We start from the raw sequence: 22,258 nt of genomic DNA on the forward strand, positions 1-22,258 counted from the left end.
AGTCCCAGTTAGGGGGCTGGGCCAGTACAACTGGGAGGAACCAAATGACGATCTCTTTGAAATCCGCTCTGCTGCGGACGTCGGCGGTAGTTTCGGCTGCTGCTTTTGCTGCGACCACCGTCGCCGCTGACGAAATCACCTATGTTTCCGGCGCCACCGGTGCCGCAATCGAAAACTTCGCCGCGCTCGTCGCGCCGTGGGAAGAGGCGACCGGCCACACCGTGACCATCGTTCCGATGCCGTCCTCGACCACCGACCAATTCGGTCAGTACCGCCTGTGGCTTGCCGCCGGTAACGGTGACATCGACATGTACCAGACCGACGTGATCTGGGCGCCGCAGCTGGCTGACCACTTCGTGGACATGTCCGAAGTTGCCGGCGAACTGATGACCACGCACTTCCCGTCGATCGTTGAATCGCAGACCGTGGACGGCCGTCTGGTCGCCCTGCCGATCTTCACCGACGCCCCGGCGCTCTACTACCGCACCGACCTCCTGGAAAAGCACGGCTATGACGCCCCGCCGTCGACCTGGGAAGAGCTGACCGAGATGGCTCAGGCCATTCAGGACGCAGAGCGTGCCGAAGGCAACAATGACCTCTGGGGTTTCGTCTGGCAGGGTAACTCCTACGAAGGCCTGACCTGTGACGCGCTGGAATGGGTGAAGTCCTCCGGCGGTGGCCAGATCATCGAGCCCGATGGGACCATCTCGATCAACAACCCCAACGCCATCGCGGCGCTGGAACTGGCCGCCACCTGGCCGGGCACCATCTCTCCCGAAGGCGTTCTGGCCTATCAGGAAGAAGAAGCTCGCGGCGTCTGGCAGACCGGCAACGCCGTGTTCATGCGCAACTGGCCCTATGCCTACGGCCTCGGCAATGGCGACGACTCGGCTGTCAAAGGCCTGTTCGCCGTGACCACCCTGCCCACCGGTCAGGGCCACGACACCTCGGCCGCCACCCTTGGCGGCTGGAACGTCGCCGTGTCCAAGTACTCGGATAGCCAGGAAGCCGCGATTTCGCTGGCCATGTACCTCGCTGGCCCCGAGGCCCAGAAGCAGCGCGCGATCAATGAATCGAACCTGCCGACGATCATGTCGCTCTATGACGATGCCGATATCGCCGCCGCGCAGCCGATCATCCCGCAGTGGAAAGACGTCTTCCTGCAGGCCGTGCCGCGTCCGTCGGCTCCGACCCGCCAGGACTATAACGAAGTCTCGACCCTGTTCTTCACCGCTGTTCACTCTGTGATCTCGGGCGAAGAGTCGGCTGCCGACGCGCTGGCCGATCTGGAAGTCGATCTCGAAGATCTTCTGGATAAGTAAGCCTAACCAGAAACGGCATCGGGCGGGCAACGCCCGGTGCCTACCGATCCCCTGATGGGGAGGGCACTTTCCGGGAGGGGACAATGTCGACATCAGATGTCAACACGGCACAACGTGGCCGTGGCCGGGAACTTAATCTGCAACAGCAACGGGTCCGCGCGGCCTATATGTTCCTGGTTCCAATGCTGATCATGCTTGCGCTTGTGGCCGCTTGGCCGCTGTTCCGCTCGATCAGCTTCTCATTCACAGATGCATCCGCGAACACGATTTTCAACGGCCAGTCCGATTGGATCGGGTTCGACAACTACATCGAACGGCGGGTCCGGTCGAACGGCGAGGTCCGCTGGCGCGGCGTGCTGGTCGATGGCGACTGGTGGAACGCGGTCTGGAACACGGTCCGGTTCTCGATCGTGTCGGTGGCGCTTGAGACCTTCTTCGGCCTTATGGTCGCGCTGGTTCTCAACATGGAATTCAAGGGTCGCGGCCTTGTGCGCGCTGCAATCCTGATCCCCTGGGCGATCCCGACCGTCGTGTCGGCGCGGATGTGGGGCTGGATGCTTAATGACCAGTTCGGGATCATCAACCACATGATGCTGAGCATCGGATTGATCAGCGAACCCATCGCGTGGACGGCTTCTGCCGATACGGCGATGATTGCAGTGCTGATCGTGGACGTGTGGAAGACAACACCCTTCATGGCGCTTCTCATTCTTGCCGGGCTTCAGATGATCCCGCGCGACATGTACGAAGCGGCGCGACTGGACGGGATCAACGCCGTCAAGGTCTTCTTCAAGGTGACGCTGCCGCTGCTGCGGCCTGCGATCATGGTCGCGGTCATCTTCCGGGCGCTCGATGCCCTGCGGATCTTCGACCTGATCTACCTGCTGACACCGCAGTCCGACGCGACCGTGACCATGTCGGTTCTCAGCTACCGCGAAATCCAGCAGTTCGGCGACTACGGTGAAGGCTCTGCCATGTCGACCCTTCTGTTCGTCATCATCACGGTCTTCGTCCTCTTGTACATCAAGCTGGGCAAGGTTGACCTCGCCGGGGAGAAAAGCTGATGGAACGTACCCTTCTGCAAAACATCCTGTTCTACTTCGGCGTTGTCGTCATCGTCGTGATCGCGGTCTTCCCGTTCTACTACGCGGTGATGACCAGCTTTGAGACGGGGACGGCGATCTTCAAGCCGAACTTCCTGCCGGAGTCCTTCGATCTTGCCAACTATGAATCCGTCCTGAACCAGCGCAGCTTTGTTCGGTCCGTGTTCAACTCGGTCCTGATCGCTTCGACCACGGTGTTCTTCGCTCTCCTGCTGGCGGTGACCGCATCCTATGCCTTGGCGCGGGTGCGGTTCCGGGGGCGGGGCCTGTTGCTCATGACGATCCTTGGGGTGTCGATGTTCCCGCAAATTGCGGTTCTGTCGGGGCTCTACGAACTGGTCAACCTGCTGGGCCTGTATAACAGCCCCTATGCGCTGGTCCTGTCCTACACGATCTTCACTTTGCCGTTCACCGTCTGGGTTCTGACCACCTTCATGCGGGAACTGCCGGTCGAGATCGAAGAGGCGGCCATCGTCGATGGCGCGACCCCCTGGATCATCATCACCAAGGTGTTCCTGCCGCTTCTGTGGCCGGCCCTTGTCACCACCGGGCTTCTGGCCTTCATCGGAGCGTGGAACGAATTCCTCTTCGCGCTCACCTTCACCATCTCGGAAACCCAGCGCACTGTGCCCGTGGCCATCGCGCTTCTGTCCGGGGCGTCGGTGCAGGAAATCCCATGGGGCCCGATCATGGCGGCCAGTGTCATCGTGACCGTGCCGCTGATCATTCTGGTGCTCATCTTCCAACGCAAGATCGTCGCGGGCCTGACCGCAGGCGGCGTCAAAGGCTGATCGGAGAGAAATTATGGCAAACATCCAACTCAAGAACGTCCGAAAGTCCTATGGCGCGGTCGAAGTCATCAAGGGGATCGACCTTGATATCCGCAAGGGCGAATTCATGGTCTTCGTCGGCCCGTCGGGCTGTGGCAAGTCCACGCTGCTGCGGCTGATTTCCGGTCTGGAACAGATCACCAGCGGCGACCTGCTATTCGACGATGAAGTGGTCAACAACGTGATCCCGTCCAAGCGCGGCATCGCGATGGTGTTCCAAAGCTACGCGCTCTATCCGCATATGACCGTCTACGACAACATGGCCTTCGGGATGCAGCTGGCCAAGGCGTCGAAGGCGGAACAGGACGAACGCGTGCGCAAGGCCGCCGACCTTCTGCAGATCGACCACCTGCTGGATCGCCTGCCCAAGCAATTGTCCGGTGGCCAGCGTCAGCGTGTGGCCATTGGCCGGGCCATCGTCCGCGATCCGCGCGTGTTCCTGTTCGACGAACCGCTGTCGAACCTTGATGCGGCGCTGCGGGTCCAGACCCGTCTGGAGATCGCCAAGCTGCACCATGACATGGAAGACGTGACGATGATCTACGTCACCCATGACCAGGTCGAGGCGATGACACTTGCCGACCGCATCTGCGTGCTGCGCGACGGACTGGTCGAACAGGTCGGCACCCCGGCAGAGCTGTATGACAGCCCGAACTCCACCTTCGTGGCGGGCTTCATCGGGTCGCCCAAGATGAACTTCCTGACTGGCGATTTCGCCAAGGCCTTCGATTGCAGCACGCTTGGCATCCGCTCCGAGCATCTGGAACTGGCTGAAGACGGGCAGGGCATCTGGACCGGCAAGATCGTTCACACCGAAGACCTTGGGTCCGATCACTTCCTCTTTGTCGATGTCGGTTCGGACGAACCGGTGATCGTGCGGCAGGCCGGCAAGAACACCGGCGTTCTGGGCCGCGAAGTGTCGCTGCGTCCGAAGGATGGCCACGTCCACCGCTTTGGCGAAGACGGGCGCCCGATTAAGTAACGGGGCGACAAAGCAAATGAAAAGGGGCGCGGATCACTTCCGCGCCCCTTTTCAATTCTTGGTCCGGTGTCCTAGCGGCGGCGATCCCGGCGCGACGACATCGGCTGGAACGCCACGCCCACATGCGCCTCGCAATAGGGTTTGCCCTGCTGTGCGGGCAGGCCGCAGAACCAGAATTCTTCTGTCGCGGGGTCGCCGATGGGCCATTTGCAGGTCCGCTCGGTCAGTTCCATCAGCGACAGTTTCTTGGCGGTCTTTTCCACCTCGTTCACCTTGGCAAGCGCCTCCGGGTCAATTTCATTGGTCGAAGGCTGCGGCGGCAGAGGCTGGCCCGCGGGAATGATGGCACGGCGTGCGGCGCTCATCGGGATCGGCGCCGGATCGGTCTCTTCCTTCTCGGCGGCAGGCTTCGGGTCGGCCTTGGGCTTGGACGGCGCCTTTGGTTCCGCCTTGGCCTTGGTGGGGGCCGGCTTTTCCTTGGTCGCCGGCTTGGCCGCCGCGGCGCCGCCGGTGCCACCACCGCCGGACCGGTTCGACAGGCCCAGCCGGTGCACCTTGCCGATCACGGCATTGCGGGTCACACCGCCCAGTTCCTTTGCGATCTGGCTTGCGGACTGGCCTTCGCCCCACATCTTTTTCAACAGCTCGACGCGTTCGTCGGTCCAGGACATGTCGGTTCCTTTGGCTATCTGGGGCGGGGGGGCAGTCTGGGCCGGCCCGGCCTTGCATCTTGGGTCAGCCCCCTATTCTAAGCACAGTAGCGCGGGATACAAGCGGTCGAATCGATCAAGGGGCAGGTGTGGCATGGAAGACAGGGCGGAAATGGGTGTGCGTCGGTTCGGCGCGGTCAACTGGCTGGGGCTTTATACCCTTGCCCGGCGTGAGGTGCTGCGGTTCATGAACGTCTGGTCCCAGACCATCATGGCACCGCTGATCACCGCCGGTCTGTTCCTGATGATCTTCACCATCGCCATCGGCCCGTCGCGGGGGGATGTCATGGGCATGCCCTTCATGCAGTTCCTTGCCCCCGGCATCCTGACCATGACGGTGATCCAGAACGCATTCGCCAATTCCGCCTCGTCGCTGACATCGGCCAAGGTGCAGGGCAATATCGTCGATACGCTGATGCCGCCCCTGTCGCCCGCCGAACTGGTCGCGGGCTATATCGCGGGGGCGGTGGCGCGCGGGCTGATCGTGGCCGTGGTGATCGCGGCCGGGTCGGCGCTGTTCCTTGGGGTCGGGCTGGCGCATCCGCTGTGGGCGCTGACCTTTGTCGTGCTTGGGTCCGTCTTCATGGGCGGTCTGGGGCTGATCGCGGCGATCTTTGCCAACAAATATGACCAGCTGGCCGCAATCACCAATTTCGTTGTCACGCCCCTGTCGTTCCTATCCGGCACGTTCTATTCGATCGACGCGCTACCGCCGGTCCTGCAAACCCTCAGCCATGTGAACCCGTTCTTCTACATCATCGACGGGGTGCGGTTCGGCATGATCGGGGTGTCCGACAGCCCGCCGGAACGGGGGCTGTGGATCGCCGCGCTGGCTTGCGGCGTGGTGCTGACCATCTGCTGGCGCTGGTTCCGAAGTGGGTACCGGCTCAAGCCATAACGGGCAATATTACCCCAATTTTGCGCTTTTCAATCAGTGCGGGATGCCCTAAGGGTCGTCGCATGACGATGCACGCGACCATTTCCACGACCCGACGCCGACGCTGACACGCGCCGGGCGTCTTTTTGCGTCCTCATGCCTTCCAAACGCGTTGACTTGCCCCGGTGCCTGCGGCACCACTCTGGCTTCATCTTTTCAGGGCTATTCCCATGATCACATCCGTCCTTCCGACTTACAATCGCGCGCCCCTCACCTTTGTGAAGGGGGCAGGCTCCTGGCTGGAGGAGGCGGACGGCCGACGTTTTCTGGACCTCGGCGCGGGGATCGCGGTGAATTCGCTGGGCCATGCCCATCCCGCGCTGGTGGAAACCCTGACCCAGCAGGCGCAAAACCTGTGGCACGTGTCGAACCTTTATCAGATCCCGGCGCAGCAGGCGCTGGCCGATGCGCTGGTCGAAAAGACCTTTGCCGATACGGTGTTCTTCACCAACTCGGGCACCGAGGCCTGCGAACTGGCGGTCAAGATGGCGCGCAAGCATTTCTACGACGCCGGTCAGCCCGAGCGGGTGAAGATCATCACGTTCGAGGGGTCTTTCCACGGCCGGTCCGCCGCCGGGATCGCCGCTGCCGGGTCGGAAAAGATGACCAAGGGCTTCGGCCCGCTTCTGCCCGGCTTTGTCCACCTGAAATGGGGGGATCACGAAGCCCTGCGTGCCGCCGCCGCCGAACCGGATATCGCCGGTATCCTTGTCGAACCGGTGCAGGGCGAGGGCGGCATTCGCCCGCTGCCGGACGCCTGTCTGAAGGGGCTGCGCGATCTGTGCGACGAACACGGCATTCTGATGATGCTGGACGAGGTGCAATGCGGCGTCGGCCGGACCGGCAAGCTGTTTGCCCATGAATGGGCCGGGGTCAGCCCCGACATCATGATGGTGGCCAAGGGGATCGGTGGGGGTTTCCCGCTGGGCGCCGTGCTGGCCACCGAAGCGGCCGCCGACGGGATGACGGCGGGCACCCACGGGTCCACCTATGGCGGCAACCCGCTGGCCTGTGCGGTGGGCAATGCGGTGATGGGGATTGTTGCCGAGGACAGTTTTCTTGCCGATGTGAACCGCAAGGCGGGTCTGTTCCGGCAAAAGCTGGAAGGGCTGGTCGCCGCGCACCCCGAGGTGTTCGAAGAGGTGCGGGGAACCGGCCTCATGCTTGGGCTGAAATGCAAGGCGGTGAACGCCGATGTGGTCAAGGCAGGCTATGACGCCGAAGTGCTGACCGTGCCCGCCGCCGACAATGTGATCCGCATTCTGCCGGCGCTGACCATCACCGAAGACGAGATTTCCGAGGCCGTGGCCCGGTTGGACAAGGCCGCAAGCGCCCTTGGGGCCTGAGCGGCAGAAAGAGACGACAGATGAAGCATTTCCTTGATATCAACAAGACGAGCCAGTCCGACCTGCGGGCCATGATCGACAATGCCCGGGCGATGAAGGACAGCCGCAACGGACGGCCCAAGGGCACGCCGGACGACGATCAGCCGCTGGCGGGGCATATGGTTGCCCTGATCTTTGAAAAGCCCTCGACCCGGACCCGCGTCAGCTTTGACGTGGGTGTACGGCAGATGGGGGGGCAGACGATGGTCCTGTCCGGAGCCGACATGCAGCTTGGGCATGGCGAAACCATCGCCGACACGGCCCGCGTCCTGTCGCGCTATGTCGACCTGATCATGATCCGGACATTCGAAGAACAAACCCTGCTGGAAATGGCGGAATATGCCAGCGTGCCGGTGATCAACGGGCTGACGGACCGGACCCACCCCTGTCAGATCATGGCCGATATCCTGACCTTCGAAGAACACCGCGGCCCGATCGCCGGGAAAAAGGTGGTCTGGTCGGGCGACGGCAACAACGTCTGTGCCAGTTTCATCCACGCTGCCGGTCAGTTCGGGTTCGACCTGACCTTTACCGGGCCAGAAACGCTGGACCCCGAAAAGGTCTTCGTGGAAGAGGCGCGCGCCAAGGGCGTGAACATCAGCATCGAACGCGACCCGGTGAAGGCCGTGGACGGGGCGGACCTTGTGGTCACCGACACATGGGTCAGCATGCACGATCCGCAATCGGCCCGTGAACGGCGGCACAACCAGCTGCGCGGCTATCAGGTGAACGCGGCACTGATGGAACGGGCCAAGCCCGACGCGCTGTTCATGCACTGCCTGCCCGCGCACCGCGACGACGAGGCCACGTCCGAAGTCATGGACGGCCCGCATTCGGTGATCTTCGACGAGGCGGAGAACCGGCTGCACGCGCAAAAGGCCATCATGCGCTGGTGCCTCGGGGCCTGACCGGGAGGGTGGGTTAAAACCCACCTTACCCGGGGGCGCTTCGCCCCCCGGACCCCCAGAGGATATTTCTAACCCAAAGAAGAAGGGACCGCGGTCCAGCCCCCTTCTTTGGGTCAATAAATATCCCGGGGTGAATGGCCCGATAGGGCCAGAGGGGCAGCGCCCCTCAAGAGTAAGGTGGGTTTCAACCCACCCTCCCTACTCCAGAATTTCGGTTCGGAAATTCCCGGGCAGGCTCGCTTCCAACAGTTCCAGATCGGCGGAGCACTCGGCATAGCGGGTTGCCAGGCCGGGCGGGATCACGAAGGCATCCCCGGCCTCGACCGGGTGGTCAGGCTGGCCCTCGGCCTGCAGGACCATCGCCCCCTCCATCACAAAGGTGAAATGGATGTCACTGTCGTGGGAAGTGCGGGGCGGCGTTGCGCTGCCGTCGAAGCGGGCGACCTGAATATTGGCGACCCCTTTGGTGCCCGCGGATATGCCCGTATCCCGGCAGGTGAAGCCGGGAACGCGGAACGGTTGCCAGCGGGCCCTGTCCTTCACATGATGGACGAATTTCTGGCCCTGCCATTCCCGCTCGGGGTCGCCCTTGCCATTGGGCAGGGTGAAATCATGGTCGATGGTGGTGATATGTTCGGCCGGAACGCCCAGTTCGATTACCTCGATCGCGTCAGAGGCTTCGCAGACCCGGTGCCGGATTTCCGGCGGCTGGATCACGCAATCGCCCGCATGCAGCCGGATCATATCCCCCTGATCCTCATAGAGGACATCGACCCAGCCCTTGTAGCAGAAGATCAACTGGAACCCGACGGTGTGGTAGTGAACCATGTCAGGCACCGGGCCGCCGTCGGGGATTCGGATATGGCTGGCGATCATCGCGCCGCCCAGCCGCGACGGGATCAGGTCGCGGTAATGCATCCCCGCCCGGCCAATCACCCAAGGCGCCCCGTCGCGCAGTTGACGCACGCCGAATTCATGTTCCGTGGGCGGTTGAACCAGTTTCGGGCTGAGCGGCACAAGTTCGATCCTTGTGCCATTGGGGGCGGTCAGGTTCCGTTTCCCATCTGCGAAACTGTCGGGGTCGTCGGTCAGGATCCGGATCTTGCCCGGCGGCACGTCGGCCCCTTTTTCGATCCGCACCCGCAGCCCATGACCCGAGAAAGAGGCAACCGCCGGGTCATCGGCGGGAAAGATGTTTTCCAGCCGCATCCCCAAAACCTTGGTGAAAAAGGGTAGGTCGTCGCGAAGCTCCTGCGTGGGCAAGAGAACTTCGGCGAGGATGTCTTTCGTCTTGGTCTTCTCGGGTCCCCGGGGTTGGTCAGCGCCATTCCTGCAGGAAACCGGCTCTTCGCAACCCTTGGTCGGGGATCAGACGAACATCGCCTGAAGGCCGAGGAAGATCAGCCCCGACAGAAGCGCCGCGGCAGGCACGGTGATGACCCAGGCCGCGACGATTGTCATGAAATGGCTGCGCCGGACCAGCTTGCGGCGGCGCCGTTCCTCTGCCGCGATCCGCTTGGCGGCGGGGCGGCCGGCAGAGGTCTGGCGAATACGCCGTTCGGCGTGCCATTCCCGGAAGAACCCGACACCGAACACGCCGCCGACGGCGATATGGGTGGACGACACCGGCAGCCCTAGCCAACTGGCCACGATCACGGTGATCGCCGCAGACAGCGCCACGCAATAGGCGCGCATCGGGTTCAATTTGGTGATCTGGCTGCCGACCATCCGGATCAGTTTCGGCCCGAACAGCATCAGGCCAAAGGAAATCCCGAAGGCGCCGATGATCATGACCCAGAGGGGGATATGCACCTTGCCCGCGAATTCACCGAACTCTTCGGCGTGGACGATGGCGGCAAGCGGGCCGACCGCGTTGGCCACATCGTTGGCCCCGTGAGCGAACGACAGAAGCGCGGCGGACAGAACCAGCGGCAGACCGAACAGCACTTTGAGCGACTTGTTCCGGTTTTCCAGCCCTTCCGACTGCCGCCGAACCAGCGGGGCAGAGATGACATAGATCAGCGCCCCGATCCCGACGCCGATCAGCAGGGCGGGCCCGAGGTCGATCGATATGATTTTCTTCAGACCCTTGAGGGCAAGATAGGTGGCGAAGGTGCCGCCCATGATCCCGATCAGCACCGGCACCCAGCGGCGCGCGGCGGCAATCTTGTCGTCCTGATAGATGATGAAGGTCTTGATGAAGGCAAGGAAGCCCGCCGCGATGGCCCCGCCCAGAACCGGAGAGATGACCCAGCTTGCGGCAATCGTGCCCATCGTGGGCCAGTTCACCGCGGCGAACCCGGCAGCGGCAATGCCCGCCCCCATAACGCCGCCCACAACCGAATGGGTGGTCGATACCGGTGCGCCGATCCAGGTGGCCAGGTTGACCCACAGCGCCGAGGAAATCAGCGCCGCCATCATCGCCCAGATGAAGACCTGTGAATTCGACACGCTTTCAGGGTCGATGATCCCCTTGGAGATGGTCGACACCACGTCGCCCCCGGCCAGAAGCGCCCCCGCGCTTTCGCACAGGGCGGCAATCACAATGGCCCCGCCCATGGTCAGCGCATTTGCGCCCACCGCCGGGCCCATGTTGTTGGCCACGTCGTTGGCCCCGATGTTCAGCGCCATATAGGCCCCGAAAATCGCCGCAGCGATCACGACCCAATTGGTTGGGGAGGCGCCGAAAAGAAGCCCTGCCGCAAGCCCGGCAATCACCATGAAGGCCAGCCCGACACCCAGCCCGATCATCGGGCGGGCAACATATTGGGTGGCCGATTCCAGCGTCGCGATCCGCCCAAGGTCGCGGTCGAGCGTCTTCCACTGGTTGGTGGGGGTCTTGTTGGTCATCGCGTCCTCGTTGTCGTTGCCCGGGCCGTGCCACCCGTGTGTTGTGGCGCCGACGGACCCGGTCCGATTCAGCCACACTTTGGGGCGCGGGGTATCCGCCCCGATCCTTCATTTCAACGAAAACCCGATCAGCGGAAGAGATTAATCCGCGAATGCGGCCAGAATGACCTTCAGTCCCGGTTCGGCCACCATCTCTGCCGCGTCCGCCGGGGTGACCCAACGGCGCTTGCGCATCTCGCTTTCGGGGTAGTCCTCTGCGACCTCGATCGCCTCGACCTCGAACACTTCGGTCCGGCAGGGGATTTCCGATCCGCTGTCAAACCGCTTGCGGCAGTCATAGGCCCCCATCGAGGACTTGCTGGCCTTGCCGGTCTTGACCCCGGCCTCTTCCCAGGCTTCCTGAAGCGCCGCCTCGGGCGCGGTCAGCCCGTCGATGGGCCAGCCCTTGGGGAGGATCCAGCGGCCATTGGACGATGTGATCAGCAGCACCTCGCGCCCGTTTGCGCCGTTGCGCCAGCACAATGCCGCCAGTTGCAACGCCGGGGGGCGTTTCAAAAGCGGTTCAATTACCCCGGCCCAAGCCGAGCGAAAAATCGATGTCATCCCGATACCTGCCAATTGTTTTTAATTGTATTCCCTATCGTATAACAAATGCTGAACATGGTTTCAAATAACGGAATGGAGACTGGCGCATGGCCCAGATCGCGACGCTTGGACTGTATGGGCTGGGAACGATGGGCAGCGCGCTGGCGCTGAACATCCTTGATAACGGGTTCGGCCTGCATGTCGCCAATCGGACCGAGACCGTGACCAGCGCCTTCCGAGCCGAGGCGGGGGCCCTTGCCGCCCGCCTGACCACGCACGCCAGTCTTGCCGACATGGCCCGTGCCATGGCCGCCCCCCGCGCGATCATCCTCATGGTCCCCGCAGGCGCACCTGTCGATGACGCGATCGAGGAGCTGTCCGCGATCCTTGAGCCGGGCGATGCGATCATCGACGCGGGCAATACAGATTTCCACGACACCCGCCGCCGCACCGCGTTGGTTGAAGGGCGGGGGCTGACGTTCATCGGCATGGGTGTCTCGGGGGGCGAAGAAGGCGCGCGCCACGGCCCGTCGATCATGGTCGGCGGCACGCGGGCGGCATTCGAGGGGATCAAGCCGGTGATCGACGCCATCGCGGCCAAGTTCGACGGGTCGCCCTGCGCCGATCACCTTGGCCCGGACGGGGCGGGGCATTTCGTCAAGACCGTGCACAACGGGATCGAATACGCCGACATGCAGATGCTGGCCGAAGCCTATGGGCTGATGCGCTATGGGCAGGGCATGGCCCCGGCCGAGATTGGCGCGCGGTTCGAAGAGTGGGACAAGGGCGTGTTGAAATCCTATCTGGTCGAAATCACCGGCAAGGTGTTGCAGGCGGTGGACCGCGAAACCGGCAAGCCGGCGGTGGACGTGATCCTTGACCGGGCGGGGCAAAAGGGCACCGGGCGCTGGACCGTGATCGAGGCGCTTAAGATGGGCCAGTCCGCCAGCGCGATCGAGGCCGCCGTGGGCGCGCGCAGCTGGTCGTCTGAAAAGGCGACCCGCGTTGCCGGAGAGCCGATCCTGTCGTTGCCGCGCGGGGCGGTGGACCTGCCCGCGTCGGACTACGCATCCGCGCTGCTTGCCGGTCGGATCATTGCCTATGCGCAGGGGTTCCGCATCCTCGCCACGGCCTCTGCGGATTACGACTGGGGCCTCGATTTCGCCCGCATCGCCGAGATCTGGCGGGCGGGCTGTATCATTCGCTCGGCGCTGTTGGACGATATCTCGGCCGCGTTCCGGGGGGACCTGCCCGAGGGGCAGTTGATCTTCGCGTCCAGCTTTGCTGGGATGCTGCGCGATGCGGTTCCGGCGCTGCGCCGGGTCGTGGCCGCGGCGGTCGGGGCGGGGCATCCGGTGCCCGCGCTGTCGGCCGGACTGGCCTGGGTGGAAACCATGGGGCAGGGGCGCGGCACCACCGACCTGATCCAGGCGCAGCGGGATTTCTTCGGGATGCACGGCTTCGAACGGATCGGCGGAGAGGCGGGCAGCCACGGACCTTGGTGGGACTGACCGGGCAGGGTGGGTCAAGACCCACCTTGCGGGGCTGGGTCGCAAGACCGTAAGGTGGGTTTAAACCCACACGGACCCTAGATCGCCCGGATGACCGGGATCAGCAGGTAGAGGATCAGCGCCATCGCCAGCGGGAACCCCATCGGGAACCGTTTCCCGGATTCCCAGCTTTGCCAATTGGGGGCGATCCGCCGAAGCGGGCTGTGTTTCGCGATCCGGTGGGCCAGCCACCCGGCGATGAAACTGCCGGCAAGCAGGTAGAAGATCAGCGACAGGTCGGACAGGGCCACAAAGGGCGCGGCGGCGGCCAGAAACTTGGCGTCTCCGGCCCCGAAGGCGCCGATCGCGTTCAGAACCATCCCAACGATCAGCACCACCGCCAGATGGGTCCAGCGCCACAGCCAGACCTCAAGCGGCAGGGCCGCCAGCCCAAGCACCGCAAAGGCGATGACAAGGGCATAGACCGCGATGTTGGGGATCTTCATCCGCGACAGGTCGCTATAGGCGACAAACAGGCCAATCGGGATTACGGCGGGCAGAAACCACGCCGCCTGTGTCAGGGTCGGTCCGCCCATTCCTAGTTCGTCACGTTGTCTTCAAGCGCCCGCAGGCTGCGCACCGCGGCCTCGAAATGCTGCGGGTGAGTGTCGATGGCTTCGCGCAGCAAACCCTTTGCGATGGTGATGTCGTTCTGCTTCACCGCCGTCAGGGCGAGGGTATAGAGCAGCTGGGCGCGTTCGACCTGGCCCATCGGGATGACTGGCAGGTCATACTGGCGCTGGGCGCCGCGGGCCAGAACGAGGTTGTTCTTGGCGGTGAACATCTGCGGATCATGGCGCAGCGCGTCGGTGAACAGCCGTTCGGCCCCATCGAAATCGCCACGGGTCAGTTTCGAATAGCCCCAGTTGTTCAGAACCCCGCCCGGTTTCGTGGTCAGCCCCACCGCGGTTTCATAGAAACTGTCGGCGCGGCTCCAGTCCTCGTTGCTGTCGGCAACCATGGCCTCCAGCCGGTAACGGTCGTAGGTTTCGTAGGTCGGGGGAATGGCGTTCAGCACCTCTTCGGCGCGGTCCCATTGGTTGTCTCGGATCAGGGCACCGGCCAGCTCGACGCGGTCGCCGTCATTGGACTCGGCGTGGTCGACAACGGCCTTCCACGCGACAACGCCTTCGGGCGCGCGACCGGCCCGCACCAGCGACAGGCCAAGCCCGCGCATCAGGTCGATCCGGCCCGGATCGTTGGCGCTGGCGCGCTGGAAATAGGCGACCGCCTCGTTCGGGTCAGCCACGGTCAGCATCACGTCGTTCAGGTTGGTTTCGTCGACAACGTTCACGTCCTGCATGGCGCGGGCCACGGCCGCATCGCCCGATTGTTCACAGGCGGACAGGGTGACGACGCCCAGCATCGACAGGGTGAGAATTACGGAATGGCGCATTGATCTGCGTCCTTTGCTGCTCTTGCCTCAAGGCGCAGTCAGGATCACGTAATCGCCCGCTCCCCGCCGCACCAGTTGGAACTCTTCGTTCTCTTGCTCGGCAGAATAACCGGGATTTTCCAACAAAGCGAGCGCCAAGCGCAGGTTGTCCCGGATTTGGTCGGAATTGCCATTGTCCGTTGCATAGGCGCGACGGAACACTTCTGCCGCCTCGCCGATCAGGCCCTTTTCCATCAGGACCACGCCCAGGTTGTTCCAAGCGGCGGCGAAATCGGCGTCTTCTTCGACGGCGCGGCGCAGCAGCCGTTCCGCCTGACCCAACCGCCCCAGCCGCAGGTTGGCCGACCCGAGCGCCGAGAGGGTATCGACGTTCAACCCCTGCTGCGCGGCGGCGCGGGTATAGGCCTTGAGCGCCAGTTCGTATTCGCCGGCCGCCATCAGCCGATGACCGACGAGAAGCCCATCCACATCCGTCTCGCCCGCGACGCCGGGGGCATAGACCCCGTCCCCACGGTTCAGGCCGCCCGGCGTGCAGGCGGCCAGCGCGGCGCAGGCGGCCGCGGCAAGAACCAGTGATGTGAAACGCATGAGGCTGCTCTTAGAAGTTCGCGTTGCTCAGCGTATCATAGATGTCATAGATCGAGGGGCCAATCAGAATGATGAGAAGTGGCGGAACCGTGAGCATCATGGTGGCCAGCGTCATCTTGGTGGGCAGGGTGTTGGCCTTTTCCTCGGCCCGCATCACCCGCTTGTCCCGCATTTCAGACGAATAGACCCGCAGCGCTTCGGCGATGGATGTCCCGAACTGCTGCGACTGAATCAGCACGGTCACAAAGGAGGTCACATCCGGCACGCCACAGCGTTCCTGCATGTCGCGCAGAACCTGTGTCTTGTCCTTACCGGCCTTCATTTCATAGCTGACCATCTCAAACTCATCGGCCAGCGCCGGAAAGCCGGAGCGCATTTCGCGGGCCACCCGGATGATGGACTGGTCCAGCGACTGACCAGCCTCGACGCAGACAAGCATCATGTCAAGGCTGTCGGGAAAGCCGTTTTCGATCGCCTTCTGGCGTTCACCCTGCCGCCGGGTCACCCAATATTTGGGCAGCATGTAGCCCGCCGCGCCGGGGATCAGGATCGACAGGATCGTTGCCTGCGTCGACGGTTCCCCGGTCGAGGATTTCAGGATGGCATAGCCGACACCGACCAGAAGCAGGGCAATCCCCAGCGCGAACTGGGAAAAGTGGTAAAGCCGCACGGCATTCTTGGACCGGTAGCCCGCCTGCAAGAGCTTCAGCTTGACGGCCGAATATTCCTCTTCGTCCTGCGGTTCGAGGAAGTTGGAGTATTTCTCCAGCTTGTCCTTGCCCGAACTGGTGCGCAGTTTTGCCGCCGTCGGGGCGGCCTGCGTCTGGGTCGAGGACTTCAGCTTGGACAGCGGATCCTCTTGCTTCTTCATCAGGATCGGTAGCGTCACAAGGATCATCACGACCCCAAGGAAACCAAGCGCCAGCAGCGGCCCGAAGGGGCCCAGCATGTCGGTCAGCATGGTGTTGATTTGGTTCAGGAATTCCATGACTGCCTCAGACCTTAATGTTGACAAGGTGGCGCATGACGAAGACGTTCGCGACAAGGAAGCCCGCAACGACCAGACAGGCCGGGATAAAGACCGAGGTTTCCTTCACCTCGTCATAGTAATCCGGTTGCAGCACGTTGATGCCGACCAGCGCGAGAAGCGGGAAGACAGACAGGAACATGCCTGACCACTTGGCTTCGGCGGTGATGGCCTTGACCCGGCGGAACAGCTTGAAGCGGGACCGGATCACCTTGGACAGACCGTCAAGGATCTCGGCCAGGTTACCACCCGACTGCTGTTGGATCGTCACCGCAACGGCAAGGAAACGCAAATCCTGCATGTCCATCCGTTCGGCCATGGCCTTCAGGCTTTCGCCCATGTCGCGGCCATAAGCGGCCTCGTCCGAAATCACGCCCATCTCTGTGCCCAGCGGGTCGGCGACCTCTTTCGACACGATGGCAACGGCCGAGGAAAACGGGTGACCAACGCGCAGCGACCGGACCATCAGTTCTACCGCGTCGGGAAGCTGTTCCTCGATCATGGAGGTCCGCTTCTTGGCCTTGTTGTTGACCCAGATGTAGACGCCGCCGACGCCCATCGCGATGGCCACGGCAATCCGCACCGGCGCGCCGGCCCCGGTGCCCATGGTCAGGCCGACATAGGCCACGACCGACAGAACGCCCATGATCATGATCAGCTGCGACGGGGTGAAGGCGATGTTGGCCTTCTGCGCCTTCGACGCAAGGATCGAATACAGCGGGATCGACTGCGATCTGAGGTGCTGGGTCATCTCCTTGCGGAGCTGTTCAAGCACCTGTTCGCGGCCCGCGCCTTTTTCCAGCAGTTCAAGCCGCCGGTTGACGCGGCTGTTGAGGCTGATCGACTTGCCGAAAACCGTCAGATACAGGCCTTCGACCAGCACCAGGACGGCGACAAAGATCAATCCGTAGATGATCGGTTCTGCCGAGATCGTCATCTGTTCTACTCCGCCGCGAAGGGTTCAAAGATCGACGCCGGCAGGTCGTAACCCCACAGCCGGAACCGTTCGGAAAAGTGCGACCGGACCCCGGTCGCGGTGTAATGGCCGATGATCTTGTTGTCCGGCGTCAGGCCGACGCGCTGAAAGCGGAACACTTCCTGCATCGAAATCACGTCGCCTTCCATACCGGTGATCTCGGTGATCGAGGTCATGCGGCGCGACCCGTCCTGCAGGCGGCTGGCCTGCACGATCAGGTTCACAGCGCTGGCGATCTGGGACCGGACTGCCTTGATCGGCATTTCGATCCCGGCCATCGCGATCATGTTTTCCAGGCGGCTGACCCCGTCGCGGGCGCTGTTGGCGTGGATCGTGGTCATGGACCCGTCGTGGCCCGTGTTCATGGCCTGCAACATGTCGATGACTTCCTCGCCCCGGGTTTCCCCCACGATGATCCGGTCAGGACGCATCCGCAGCGCGTTGCGCAGACAGTCGCGCTGGCTGACCGCGCCCTTGCCTTCGACGTTCGCGGGGCGGCTTTCCATCCGGCCCACATGGGTCTGTTGCAGCTGAAGTTCCGCCGTATCCTCGATCGTCAGGATGCGTTCGCTGTCGTCGATGAAGGACGACAGGGCGTTCAGCGTGGTCGTCTTACCAGAGCCGGTCCCCCCCGACACGATCACGTTCAGCCGGGTGGCGACGGCGGCCTGAAGGTAGGCGGCCATTTCTTCGGAAAAGGCACCAAAGCGGACAAGGTCATCAATGCCCAGCTTTTCCTTTTTGAATTTCCGGATCGACACCAGCGATCCATCCACCGCGATCGGTCCGACCATGGCGTTGAAACGCGACCCGTCCGCAAGACGCGCGTCGACATAGGGGTTCGATTCATCGACGCGGCGGCCCACGGCGGACACGATCTTGTCGATGATCCGCAGAAGGTGGCGTTCATCCTTGAAGGTGACGTCGGTCAACTGCAGCTTGCCGTCCCGTTCGACGAAAATCTGCTGCGGCCCGTTGACCAGAATATCGTTGACGGTGTCGTCTTTCAGAAGCGTTTCAAGCGGGCCAAGGCCCGTCACTTCGTCATAAAGATCCTGGTTGAGCGCCTGCCGCTCTTCCCGGTTCAGGACAACGCCCATCTCCTCCAGCGTTTCGGTGGCGATGGAGTTGATTTCCTGCCGCAGGTCCTGCTCTGTCGCCTTTTCAAGGGCGGCAAGGTTCAGGTTGTCCAGAAGCGCCTTGTGCAGCTCAAGCTTGATTTCGCCCAGCCGTTCCTTGCGCTTCTTGTCCTTGTCTCCCGGGCGCGCTTCGGCTGCCCGGCTCGGCATGGTCTTCATCAGCGACTTGCGGGCTTCCGCCTCGGGGGCGGCATTGGCGGCGGGGGCCGCCTTGAGCGCGTCAAGCCGCGACACCGGCTTGGAAGCCGGGGCCGCCGCGGGGCCGGTTGTCGATACCTTCTTGTACTTGGAAAACATCGCGTCTCTGCCTTATCCGCGGGCTTCCATCGCGTCCGAGGTGTTCACCTCGTGCACGGAAGTCGCCAGTTTCAGGATTTCTTTGCGCAAGGGGTTCTTGGGCGCGGTTTCCGACAGGGGCATCCCGTGGTCATCCGCCTGGGCCACCTGCTTGCTGCCATCGGGCAGTTGCACTTCGATCGAAATGCCAAGGCTTTCAGCCAGCCGTTTGACCCTTGCCTTGCCGTTCAGGTCGGTGAACTTGGGCGCGCGGTTCAGAAGGAACCGCAGCTTGTCAAAGGGCAATTCCTCGGCCTGCAGCGCCCGCTTCAGTCGCAGGGTGTTCTGGGCCGACCGCATGTCCAGTTCCAGAAGGGCGAAATAGACATGCGCCGCTTCAAGAACCGTCTGGCTCCATTCGACCATGGTCGTGGGCATGTCGATGACCACGTAGTCGAAATTGACACGGGCGGTTTCAATGATCCGTTCGATATCGGCCGGCCCGACCAGGTCCATCGGGATCAGATCGGTCGGCGCGGTCAGCACCTGAAGCCGCTGATTGTAGGACAAAAGGGCCTGCATGAAGACATCGCTGTCCATCGCCTCGGTGTCGCTGAGCATTTCCAGAACTGCCTCGCGGCGGGGCAGGTCCAGATAGGTCGAGGCGCTGCCGAACTGGAAATCGAGATCCAGAAGGACCACGCGCGGCGGGTCGTTCTTTTCGATATTTGCCAGTTCCCACGCAAGGTTCACGGCAAAGGTCGTGGCACCGACGCCGCCGGCCATGCCTTGCACCGGGATCACGACGCCGGACCGGTCGCCTGTCGCCTTCAGCTTGTTCTGAATTTCCGGGGCGACGGGTTCTTCCTCTTCCGGGGTCAGAACCCGCTCGATGGCTTGGGCCAGTTCACCTTCGGGAAGCGGGTAGGGGACAAATTCATCGCCGCCTTCGCGCAACAGGGCGTGCAGCGAGGCCGGGCTGACATCTTCGGTGATCAGGATCACCTTGATGCCCATGGATTTTGCGGTTGCGATCACCCGGGTCACCGGGGTCAGGTCCGCCTCGTCCTCGGCGTCCAGCGCAATTGCCAGGAATTCAAGCGCCCGCGCTTCGGGCTGGGCAAGGAATGCCAGCGCATCCTCGAATCCCAGGTCGCCCCAGCGTTCGCCAAGCGCGGTTTCCATATCCTCGATCAGCAGATCGAAAATCTGAACATCACGGCTGACCGTGCACGCCACCAACGGCATCGGTTCAGGTTGAAGAAGGGCAGTCCCACTCATTGCCAGTCGTCCTTTTAACTTGCGATCCCGGGCGAAAAAACAGCCTGTTGCCCGGAACCGATGCCGGAATCATCCGGACATGGTTGTCCCATTGCCGATGACCATCGGGGACAAACGTGACCAGATTGCGGCCAAAAGACTGTAATTGTGCGAAATCAGGGGACGATAACGGGAAAAGGGCGCCAGTGTTGACGCCCTTTCCGAAACAGTTTCGATTGTCTGAAAGCCGGTTAGTTTCCGGTCGAAAGATCGGCCCCGCTGATGCCTGACAGGCCGGTCGGGGGGACCGCGCTGTTGACGTATTCGCGGAAAATGACCTCGCCGTAGCGGCCATTCATGATCGTCGGGTGGTTTTCGACAAAGCCCGACACCTCGGTCACGGTGCGGCGGTTCGCCCGCTCGCGCCCTTCGGTCACGATCAGCGGCTGGGTCTCGCCATAGGAAACGGTCGCCTCCAGCCGGCTGCGGCTGATGCCCTGGCTTTCGAAATACAGCACCACGGCCTGCGCCCGGCGCAGACCAAGCTGCCGGTTATAGGCGGTCGAGCCGACAAGATCGGTATGGCCATAGACCTTAAACCGTACTTCCGGGAACTGCTTAATCCAATCCGCCTGCTGACGAAGCACGGCACGGGCCTCTTCATCCAGCGCGGTCGAGTTGAACTCGAAGTTGATGGTCGTCGGAACCTCGGCCGAGAAACGGCGGTTGAGGTTGATGGCATAATCAAGCTGGCCCGTCTGGATCAGCGTGTTGTTCATCGTCGCATTGCCAAAGTCGCCGCCATCGACAACCGCCCCCGCCTCGCGGAAGAAGGATGTCGCGCCGGGCATTCCCGGGGAACAGGCAGACAGCGCGCCAAGGGCTGTCAGCGATATGATCAGTCGTTTCATCATGTCAGCCCCTCACTTAATCCTAGTCGTCCAGAACGTAGCCATAAGACCCGCTGAAATCCTGCCGTGCAACCTCTCCGGCGCCGCCCTGGGTCGGCATGTCGTTGGCGACACGGCCGAACAGGAACAGGTCGCGTTCGCTGGGCGGCTGCACCCGGTCGGTCGGAAGGGCCAGCGCCTCGCCCCGCGTCGGGGTCACAAGATGCGGGGTGACGATGATCACCAGTTCCGTCTGTTGGCGTTCGTATTCCGCGCTGCGGAACAGGGCACCCAGCACCGGGATATCGCCCAGCCACGGCACCTGACCGTTCAGATCGCGGAAGTCATCGGACAAAAGTCCTGCAATTGCAAAGCTTTCGCCGTCGCGCATCTCGACCGTGGTCGAAATCTCGCGCTTGCGGAAGGCGTCGATGGTAAAGCCGGACTGGATCACGCCGTTGGTCGGGTCGATCGACGAAACCGCGGCTTCCAGTTCAAGATTGATGATATCGCCATCGACCACGCGCGGGATGAAATTCAGCTCCACGCCGAAGGGCTTGTATTCCACCGTGGTGGACCCCGTGGTCTGGACGATCGGCACCGGGTATTCGCCACCCGCCAGGAACCGGGCTTCCTGCCCGGAGAGGGCGGTCAGGTTCGGTTCGGCAAGGGTGCGGACGACGCCGCGCGATTCAAGCGCTTCGAGAAGGATGCCAACCTCAAGCCCGCCGGCGTTAAAGCCGAACATGACCGCACCGTTGGTGTCGCCCGGCCCGATGTTGTTGCCGGCCAGCGATTGTTGAACCAAGCCCGCGGTGGTCAGCGTGTTCGATCCGCCGTTGATCCCAAGATCGCCGCCCAGGGTCGTGCCCTGAATCGCCAGCGAGCTGGACAAGGATTTCGAAACGGACCGCTGCATCTCAGCGAACCGGACTTTCAGCATCACCTGCTGGGTGCCGCCAACGCTCATCAGGTTGGACACCCGCTCGGGCGCATAGCGTTCGGCCAGTTCCAGCGCGCGATCCAGACGGGCGATCGACGATACGGTGCCCGACAGGACGATCCCGTCGTTGGCGCTGCGCACTTCGATGTTCTCGCCGGGCAGGATCTGCTGCAGGCGTTCCTTGAATTCGGCCAGGTCCGGGGTCACGTGGACCTCGACGTTGGTGATCAGGCGGCCATCCGCACCCAGAAGGGTCAGGGTCGTGCGGCCCGGTTCCTTGCCCAGAACATAGATCGTGCGGTCGGACAGCGACGAGATGTCGGCAATGCCCGGATTGGCGATCGACAGTTCCGTGAAGGGTGTATCGCTTTCAACAACGACGGCCCGGTTCATTGGCACGTTCAGCGCGCTGGATGGCGCGCCGCGCATCACCTGCAGCGTTTCGGCCAAGGGGGCCGATGGAACAGTCGCAACTGCCAATGCAAGGCCAGCCACGGCCGCCCTGATGAATTTGTCATATTTCATTGTGACCTGCCTCTCCGATCACGCCCGATTTCGGGTCTTTACGCCCGTAGTTTGGAGCAGACTGCGCTGAATTGGC

Annotated in this window: 21 protein-coding genes; 8 read left to right on the forward strand and 13 right to left on the reverse strand. The window is 62.8% G+C overall.

Annotated features, from left to right (window positions below; all coding sequences use genetic code 11):
* Nucleotides 1-44 precede the first annotated feature (44 nt).
* The 4 genes from EU803_RS01985 (at nt 45) to EU803_RS02000 (ending at nt 4,237) form a co-directional block, all read left to right on the forward strand.
* Nucleotides 45-1,322, forward strand: a complete 1,278-nt coding sequence (locus EU803_RS01985; RefSeq protein ID WP_129679230.1) for an ABC transporter substrate-binding protein — start codon at nt 45-47, stop codon at nt 1,320-1,322.
* Nucleotides 1,323-1,405: 83 nt separating this feature from the next.
* Nucleotides 1,406-2,386, forward strand: coding sequence for a sugar ABC transporter permease (locus tag EU803_RS01990; RefSeq protein WP_129679232.1), 981 nt, complete (start codon nt 1,406-1,408; stop codon nt 2,384-2,386).
* A complete protein-coding gene (locus EU803_RS01995; RefSeq protein ID WP_129679234.1) occupies nt 2,386-3,216 on the forward strand; it encodes a carbohydrate ABC transporter permease in 831 nt (276 codons plus the stop codon). The genes EU803_RS01990 and EU803_RS01995 overlap by 1 nt, the downstream gene beginning before the upstream one ends.
* Nucleotides 3,217-3,229: 13 nt before the next feature.
* Complete coding sequence (locus EU803_RS02000; RefSeq protein WP_129679236.1) at nt 3,230-4,237, forward strand: ABC transporter ATP-binding protein; 1,008 nt, start codon at nt 3,230-3,232, stop codon at nt 4,235-4,237.
* 71 nt (nt 4,238-4,308) lie between these two features.
* Here the strand turns inward: EU803_RS02000 and EU803_RS02005 are convergent, their stop codons facing one another.
* Nucleotides 4,309-4,908 (reverse strand): GcrA family cell cycle regulator, encoded by a 600-nt coding sequence (locus tag EU803_RS02005; protein WP_129679238.1) that lies wholly within the window; start codon nt 4,906-4,908, stop codon nt 4,309-4,311.
* Nucleotides 4,909-5,041: 133 nt separating this feature from the next.
* Here EU803_RS02005 and EU803_RS02010 point away from each other — a divergent pair, with 133 nt between their 5' ends.
* The 3 genes from EU803_RS02010 (at nt 5,042) to argF (ending at nt 8,177) form a co-directional block, all read left to right on the forward strand.
* The gene (locus EU803_RS02010) at nt 5,042-5,845 is read left to right on the forward strand and encodes an ABC transporter permease (protein ID WP_129679240.1); all 804 of its coding nucleotides are present in this window, start codon (nt 5,042-5,044) and stop codon (nt 5,843-5,845) included.
* A gap of 209 nt (nt 5,846-6,054) precedes the next feature.
* Nucleotides 6,055-7,230, forward strand: a complete 1,176-nt coding sequence (locus EU803_RS02015) for an aspartate aminotransferase family protein (RefSeq protein WP_129679242.1) — start codon at nt 6,055-6,057, stop codon at nt 7,228-7,230.
* 20 nt (nt 7,231-7,250) lie between these two features.
* On the forward strand, nt 7,251-8,177 hold the full coding sequence (argF, locus tag EU803_RS02020; RefSeq protein ID WP_129679244.1) for an ornithine carbamoyltransferase: 927 nt from the start codon (nt 7,251-7,253) through the stop codon (nt 8,175-8,177).
* 198 nt (nt 8,178-8,375) lie between these two features.
* On the opposite strand, the gene EU803_RS02025 is transcribed toward argF, so the two are convergent.
* The 3 genes from EU803_RS02025 to EU803_RS02035 all read right to left on the reverse strand — a co-directional run bounded on the left by EU803_RS02025 (nt 8,376) and on the right by EU803_RS02035 (nt 11,630).
* Entirely contained in the window at nt 8,376-9,386 is a 1,011-nt protein-coding gene (locus EU803_RS02025; RefSeq protein ID WP_129679246.1) for a cupin domain-containing protein, read from the reverse strand.
* Between the two features lie 159 nt (nt 9,387-9,545).
* Nucleotides 9,546-11,027: an inorganic phosphate transporter gene (locus EU803_RS02030; protein ID WP_129679248.1), complete on the reverse strand. Its 1,482-nt coding sequence runs from the start codon at nt 11,025-11,027 to the stop codon at nt 9,546-9,548.
* Nucleotides 11,028-11,168: 141 nt separating this feature from the next.
* The gene (locus EU803_RS02035) at nt 11,169-11,630 is read right to left on the reverse strand and encodes an NUDIX hydrolase (RefSeq protein ID WP_129679250.1); all 462 of its coding nucleotides are present in this window, start codon (nt 11,628-11,630) and stop codon (nt 11,169-11,171) included.
* Nucleotides 11,631-11,719: 89 nt separating this feature from the next.
* Here EU803_RS02035 and gndA point away from each other — a divergent pair, with 89 nt between their 5' ends.
* Complete coding sequence (gndA, locus tag EU803_RS02040) at nt 11,720-13,123, forward strand: NADP-dependent phosphogluconate dehydrogenase (RefSeq protein ID WP_129679252.1); 1,404 nt, start codon at nt 11,720-11,722, stop codon at nt 13,121-13,123.
* Nucleotides 13,124-13,200: 77 nt separating this feature from the next.
* Here gndA and EU803_RS02045 read toward each other — a convergent pair whose 3' ends face one another.
* The 9 genes from EU803_RS02045 to EU803_RS02085 all read right to left on the reverse strand — a co-directional run bounded on the left by EU803_RS02045 (nt 13,201) and on the right by EU803_RS02085 (nt 22,182).
* A complete protein-coding gene (locus tag EU803_RS02045) occupies nt 13,201-13,698 on the reverse strand; it encodes a prepilin peptidase (protein WP_129679254.1) in 498 nt (165 codons plus the stop codon).
* 2 nt (nt 13,699-13,700) lie between these two features.
* Complete coding sequence (locus EU803_RS02050; RefSeq protein WP_129679256.1) at nt 13,701-14,558, reverse strand: tetratricopeptide repeat protein; 858 nt, start codon at nt 14,556-14,558, stop codon at nt 13,701-13,703.
* Between the two features lie 27 nt (nt 14,559-14,585).
* Nucleotides 14,586-15,146, reverse strand: coding sequence for a tetratricopeptide repeat protein (locus EU803_RS02055; RefSeq protein WP_129679258.1), 561 nt, complete (start codon nt 15,144-15,146; stop codon nt 14,586-14,588).
* A 10-nt stretch (nt 15,147-15,156) separates the two neighbouring features.
* Complete coding sequence (locus EU803_RS02060; protein WP_129679259.1) at nt 15,157-16,134, reverse strand: type II secretion system F family protein; 978 nt, start codon at nt 16,132-16,134, stop codon at nt 15,157-15,159.
* Between the two features lie 7 nt (nt 16,135-16,141).
* A complete protein-coding gene (locus tag EU803_RS02065; protein WP_129679261.1) occupies nt 16,142-17,110 on the reverse strand; it encodes a type II secretion system F family protein in 969 nt (322 codons plus the stop codon).
* Between the two features lie 5 nt (nt 17,111-17,115).
* Entirely contained in the window at nt 17,116-18,585 is a 1,470-nt protein-coding gene (locus EU803_RS02070) for a CpaF family protein (RefSeq protein ID WP_129679263.1), read from the reverse strand.
* 12 nt (nt 18,586-18,597) lie between these two features.
* The gene (locus EU803_RS02075; protein ID WP_129679265.1) at nt 18,598-19,845 is read right to left on the reverse strand and encodes an AAA family ATPase; all 1,248 of its coding nucleotides are present in this window, start codon (nt 19,843-19,845) and stop codon (nt 18,598-18,600) included.
* A gap of 230 nt (nt 19,846-20,075) precedes the next feature.
* A complete protein-coding gene (locus EU803_RS02080) occupies nt 20,076-20,738 on the reverse strand; it encodes an OmpA family protein (RefSeq protein ID WP_129679267.1) in 663 nt (220 codons plus the stop codon).
* Between the two features lie 19 nt (nt 20,739-20,757).
* The gene (locus tag EU803_RS02085) at nt 20,758-22,182 is read right to left on the reverse strand and encodes a type II and III secretion system protein family protein (RefSeq protein WP_129679269.1); all 1,425 of its coding nucleotides are present in this window, start codon (nt 22,180-22,182) and stop codon (nt 20,758-20,760) included.
* Between the last annotated feature and the right edge of the window lie 76 nt (nt 22,183-22,258).

It is taken from the genome of Loktanella sp. IMCC34160, assembly GCF_004145845.1.
GTDB lineage: Bacteria > Pseudomonadota > Alphaproteobacteria > Rhodobacterales > Rhodobacteraceae > SELP01.

What these genes read in the sequence shown, in the direction of transcription:
- EU803_RS01985 (WP_129679230.1), top strand. Translation starts at nt 45, where the DNA reads ATGACGATCTCTTTGAAATCCGCTCTGCTGCGGACGTCGGCGGTAGTT.
- EU803_RS01990 (WP_129679232.1), top strand. Translation starts at nt 1,406, where the DNA reads ATGTCGACATCAGATGTCAACACGGCACAACGTGGCCGTGGCCGGGAA.
- EU803_RS01995 (WP_129679234.1), top strand. Translation starts at nt 2,386, where the DNA reads ATGGAACGTACCCTTCTGCAAAACATCCTGTTCTACTTCGGCGTTGTC.
- EU803_RS02000 (WP_129679236.1), top strand. Translation starts at nt 3,230, where the DNA reads ATGGCAAACATCCAACTCAAGAACGTCCGAAAGTCCTATGGCGCGGTC.
- EU803_RS02005 (WP_129679238.1), bottom strand. Translation starts at nt 4,908, where the DNA reads ATGTCCTGGACCGACGAACGCGTCGAGCTGTTGAAAAAGATGTGGGGC.
- EU803_RS02010 (WP_129679240.1), top strand. Translation starts at nt 5,042, where the DNA reads ATGGAAGACAGGGCGGAAATGGGTGTGCGTCGGTTCGGCGCGGTCAAC.
- EU803_RS02015 (WP_129679242.1), top strand. Translation starts at nt 6,055, where the DNA reads ATGATCACATCCGTCCTTCCGACTTACAATCGCGCGCCCCTCACCTTT.
- argF (WP_129679244.1), top strand. Translation starts at nt 7,251, where the DNA reads ATGAAGCATTTCCTTGATATCAACAAGACGAGCCAGTCCGACCTGCGG.
- EU803_RS02025 (WP_129679246.1), bottom strand. Translation starts at nt 9,386, where the DNA reads ATGCGGCTGGAAAACATCTTTCCCGCCGATGACCCGGCGGTTGCCTCT.
- EU803_RS02030 (WP_129679248.1), bottom strand. Translation starts at nt 11,027, where the DNA reads ATGACCAACAAGACCCCCACCAACCAGTGGAAGACGCTCGACCGCGAC.
- EU803_RS02035 (WP_129679250.1), bottom strand. Translation starts at nt 11,630, where the DNA reads ATGACATCGATTTTTCGCTCGGCTTGGGCCGGGGTAATTGAACCGCTT.
- gndA (WP_129679252.1), top strand. Translation starts at nt 11,720, where the DNA reads ATGGCCCAGATCGCGACGCTTGGACTGTATGGGCTGGGAACGATGGGC.
- EU803_RS02045 (WP_129679254.1), bottom strand. Translation starts at nt 13,698, where the DNA reads ATGGGCGGACCGACCCTGACACAGGCGGCGTGGTTTCTGCCCGCCGTA.
- EU803_RS02050 (WP_129679256.1), bottom strand. Translation starts at nt 14,558, where the DNA reads ATGCGCCATTCCGTAATTCTCACCCTGTCGATGCTGGGCGTCGTCACC.
- EU803_RS02055 (WP_129679258.1), bottom strand. Translation starts at nt 15,146, where the DNA reads ATGCGTTTCACATCACTGGTTCTTGCCGCGGCCGCCTGCGCCGCGCTG.
- EU803_RS02060 (WP_129679259.1), bottom strand. Translation starts at nt 16,134, where the DNA reads ATGGAATTCCTGAACCAAATCAACACCATGCTGACCGACATGCTGGGC.
- EU803_RS02065 (WP_129679261.1), bottom strand. Translation starts at nt 17,110, where the DNA reads ATGACGATCTCGGCAGAACCGATCATCTACGGATTGATCTTTGTCGCC.
- EU803_RS02070 (WP_129679263.1), bottom strand. Translation starts at nt 18,585, where the DNA reads ATGTTTTCCAAGTACAAGAAGGTATCGACAACCGGCCCCGCGGCGGCC.
- EU803_RS02075 (WP_129679265.1), bottom strand. Translation starts at nt 19,845, where the DNA reads ATGAGTGGGACTGCCCTTCTTCAACCTGAACCGATGCCGTTGGTGGCG.
- EU803_RS02080 (WP_129679267.1), bottom strand. Translation starts at nt 20,738, where the DNA reads ATGATGAAACGACTGATCATATCGCTGACAGCCCTTGGCGCGCTGTCT.
- EU803_RS02085 (WP_129679269.1), bottom strand. Translation starts at nt 22,182, where the DNA reads ATGAAATATGACAAATTCATCAGGGCGGCCGTGGCTGGCCTTGCATTG.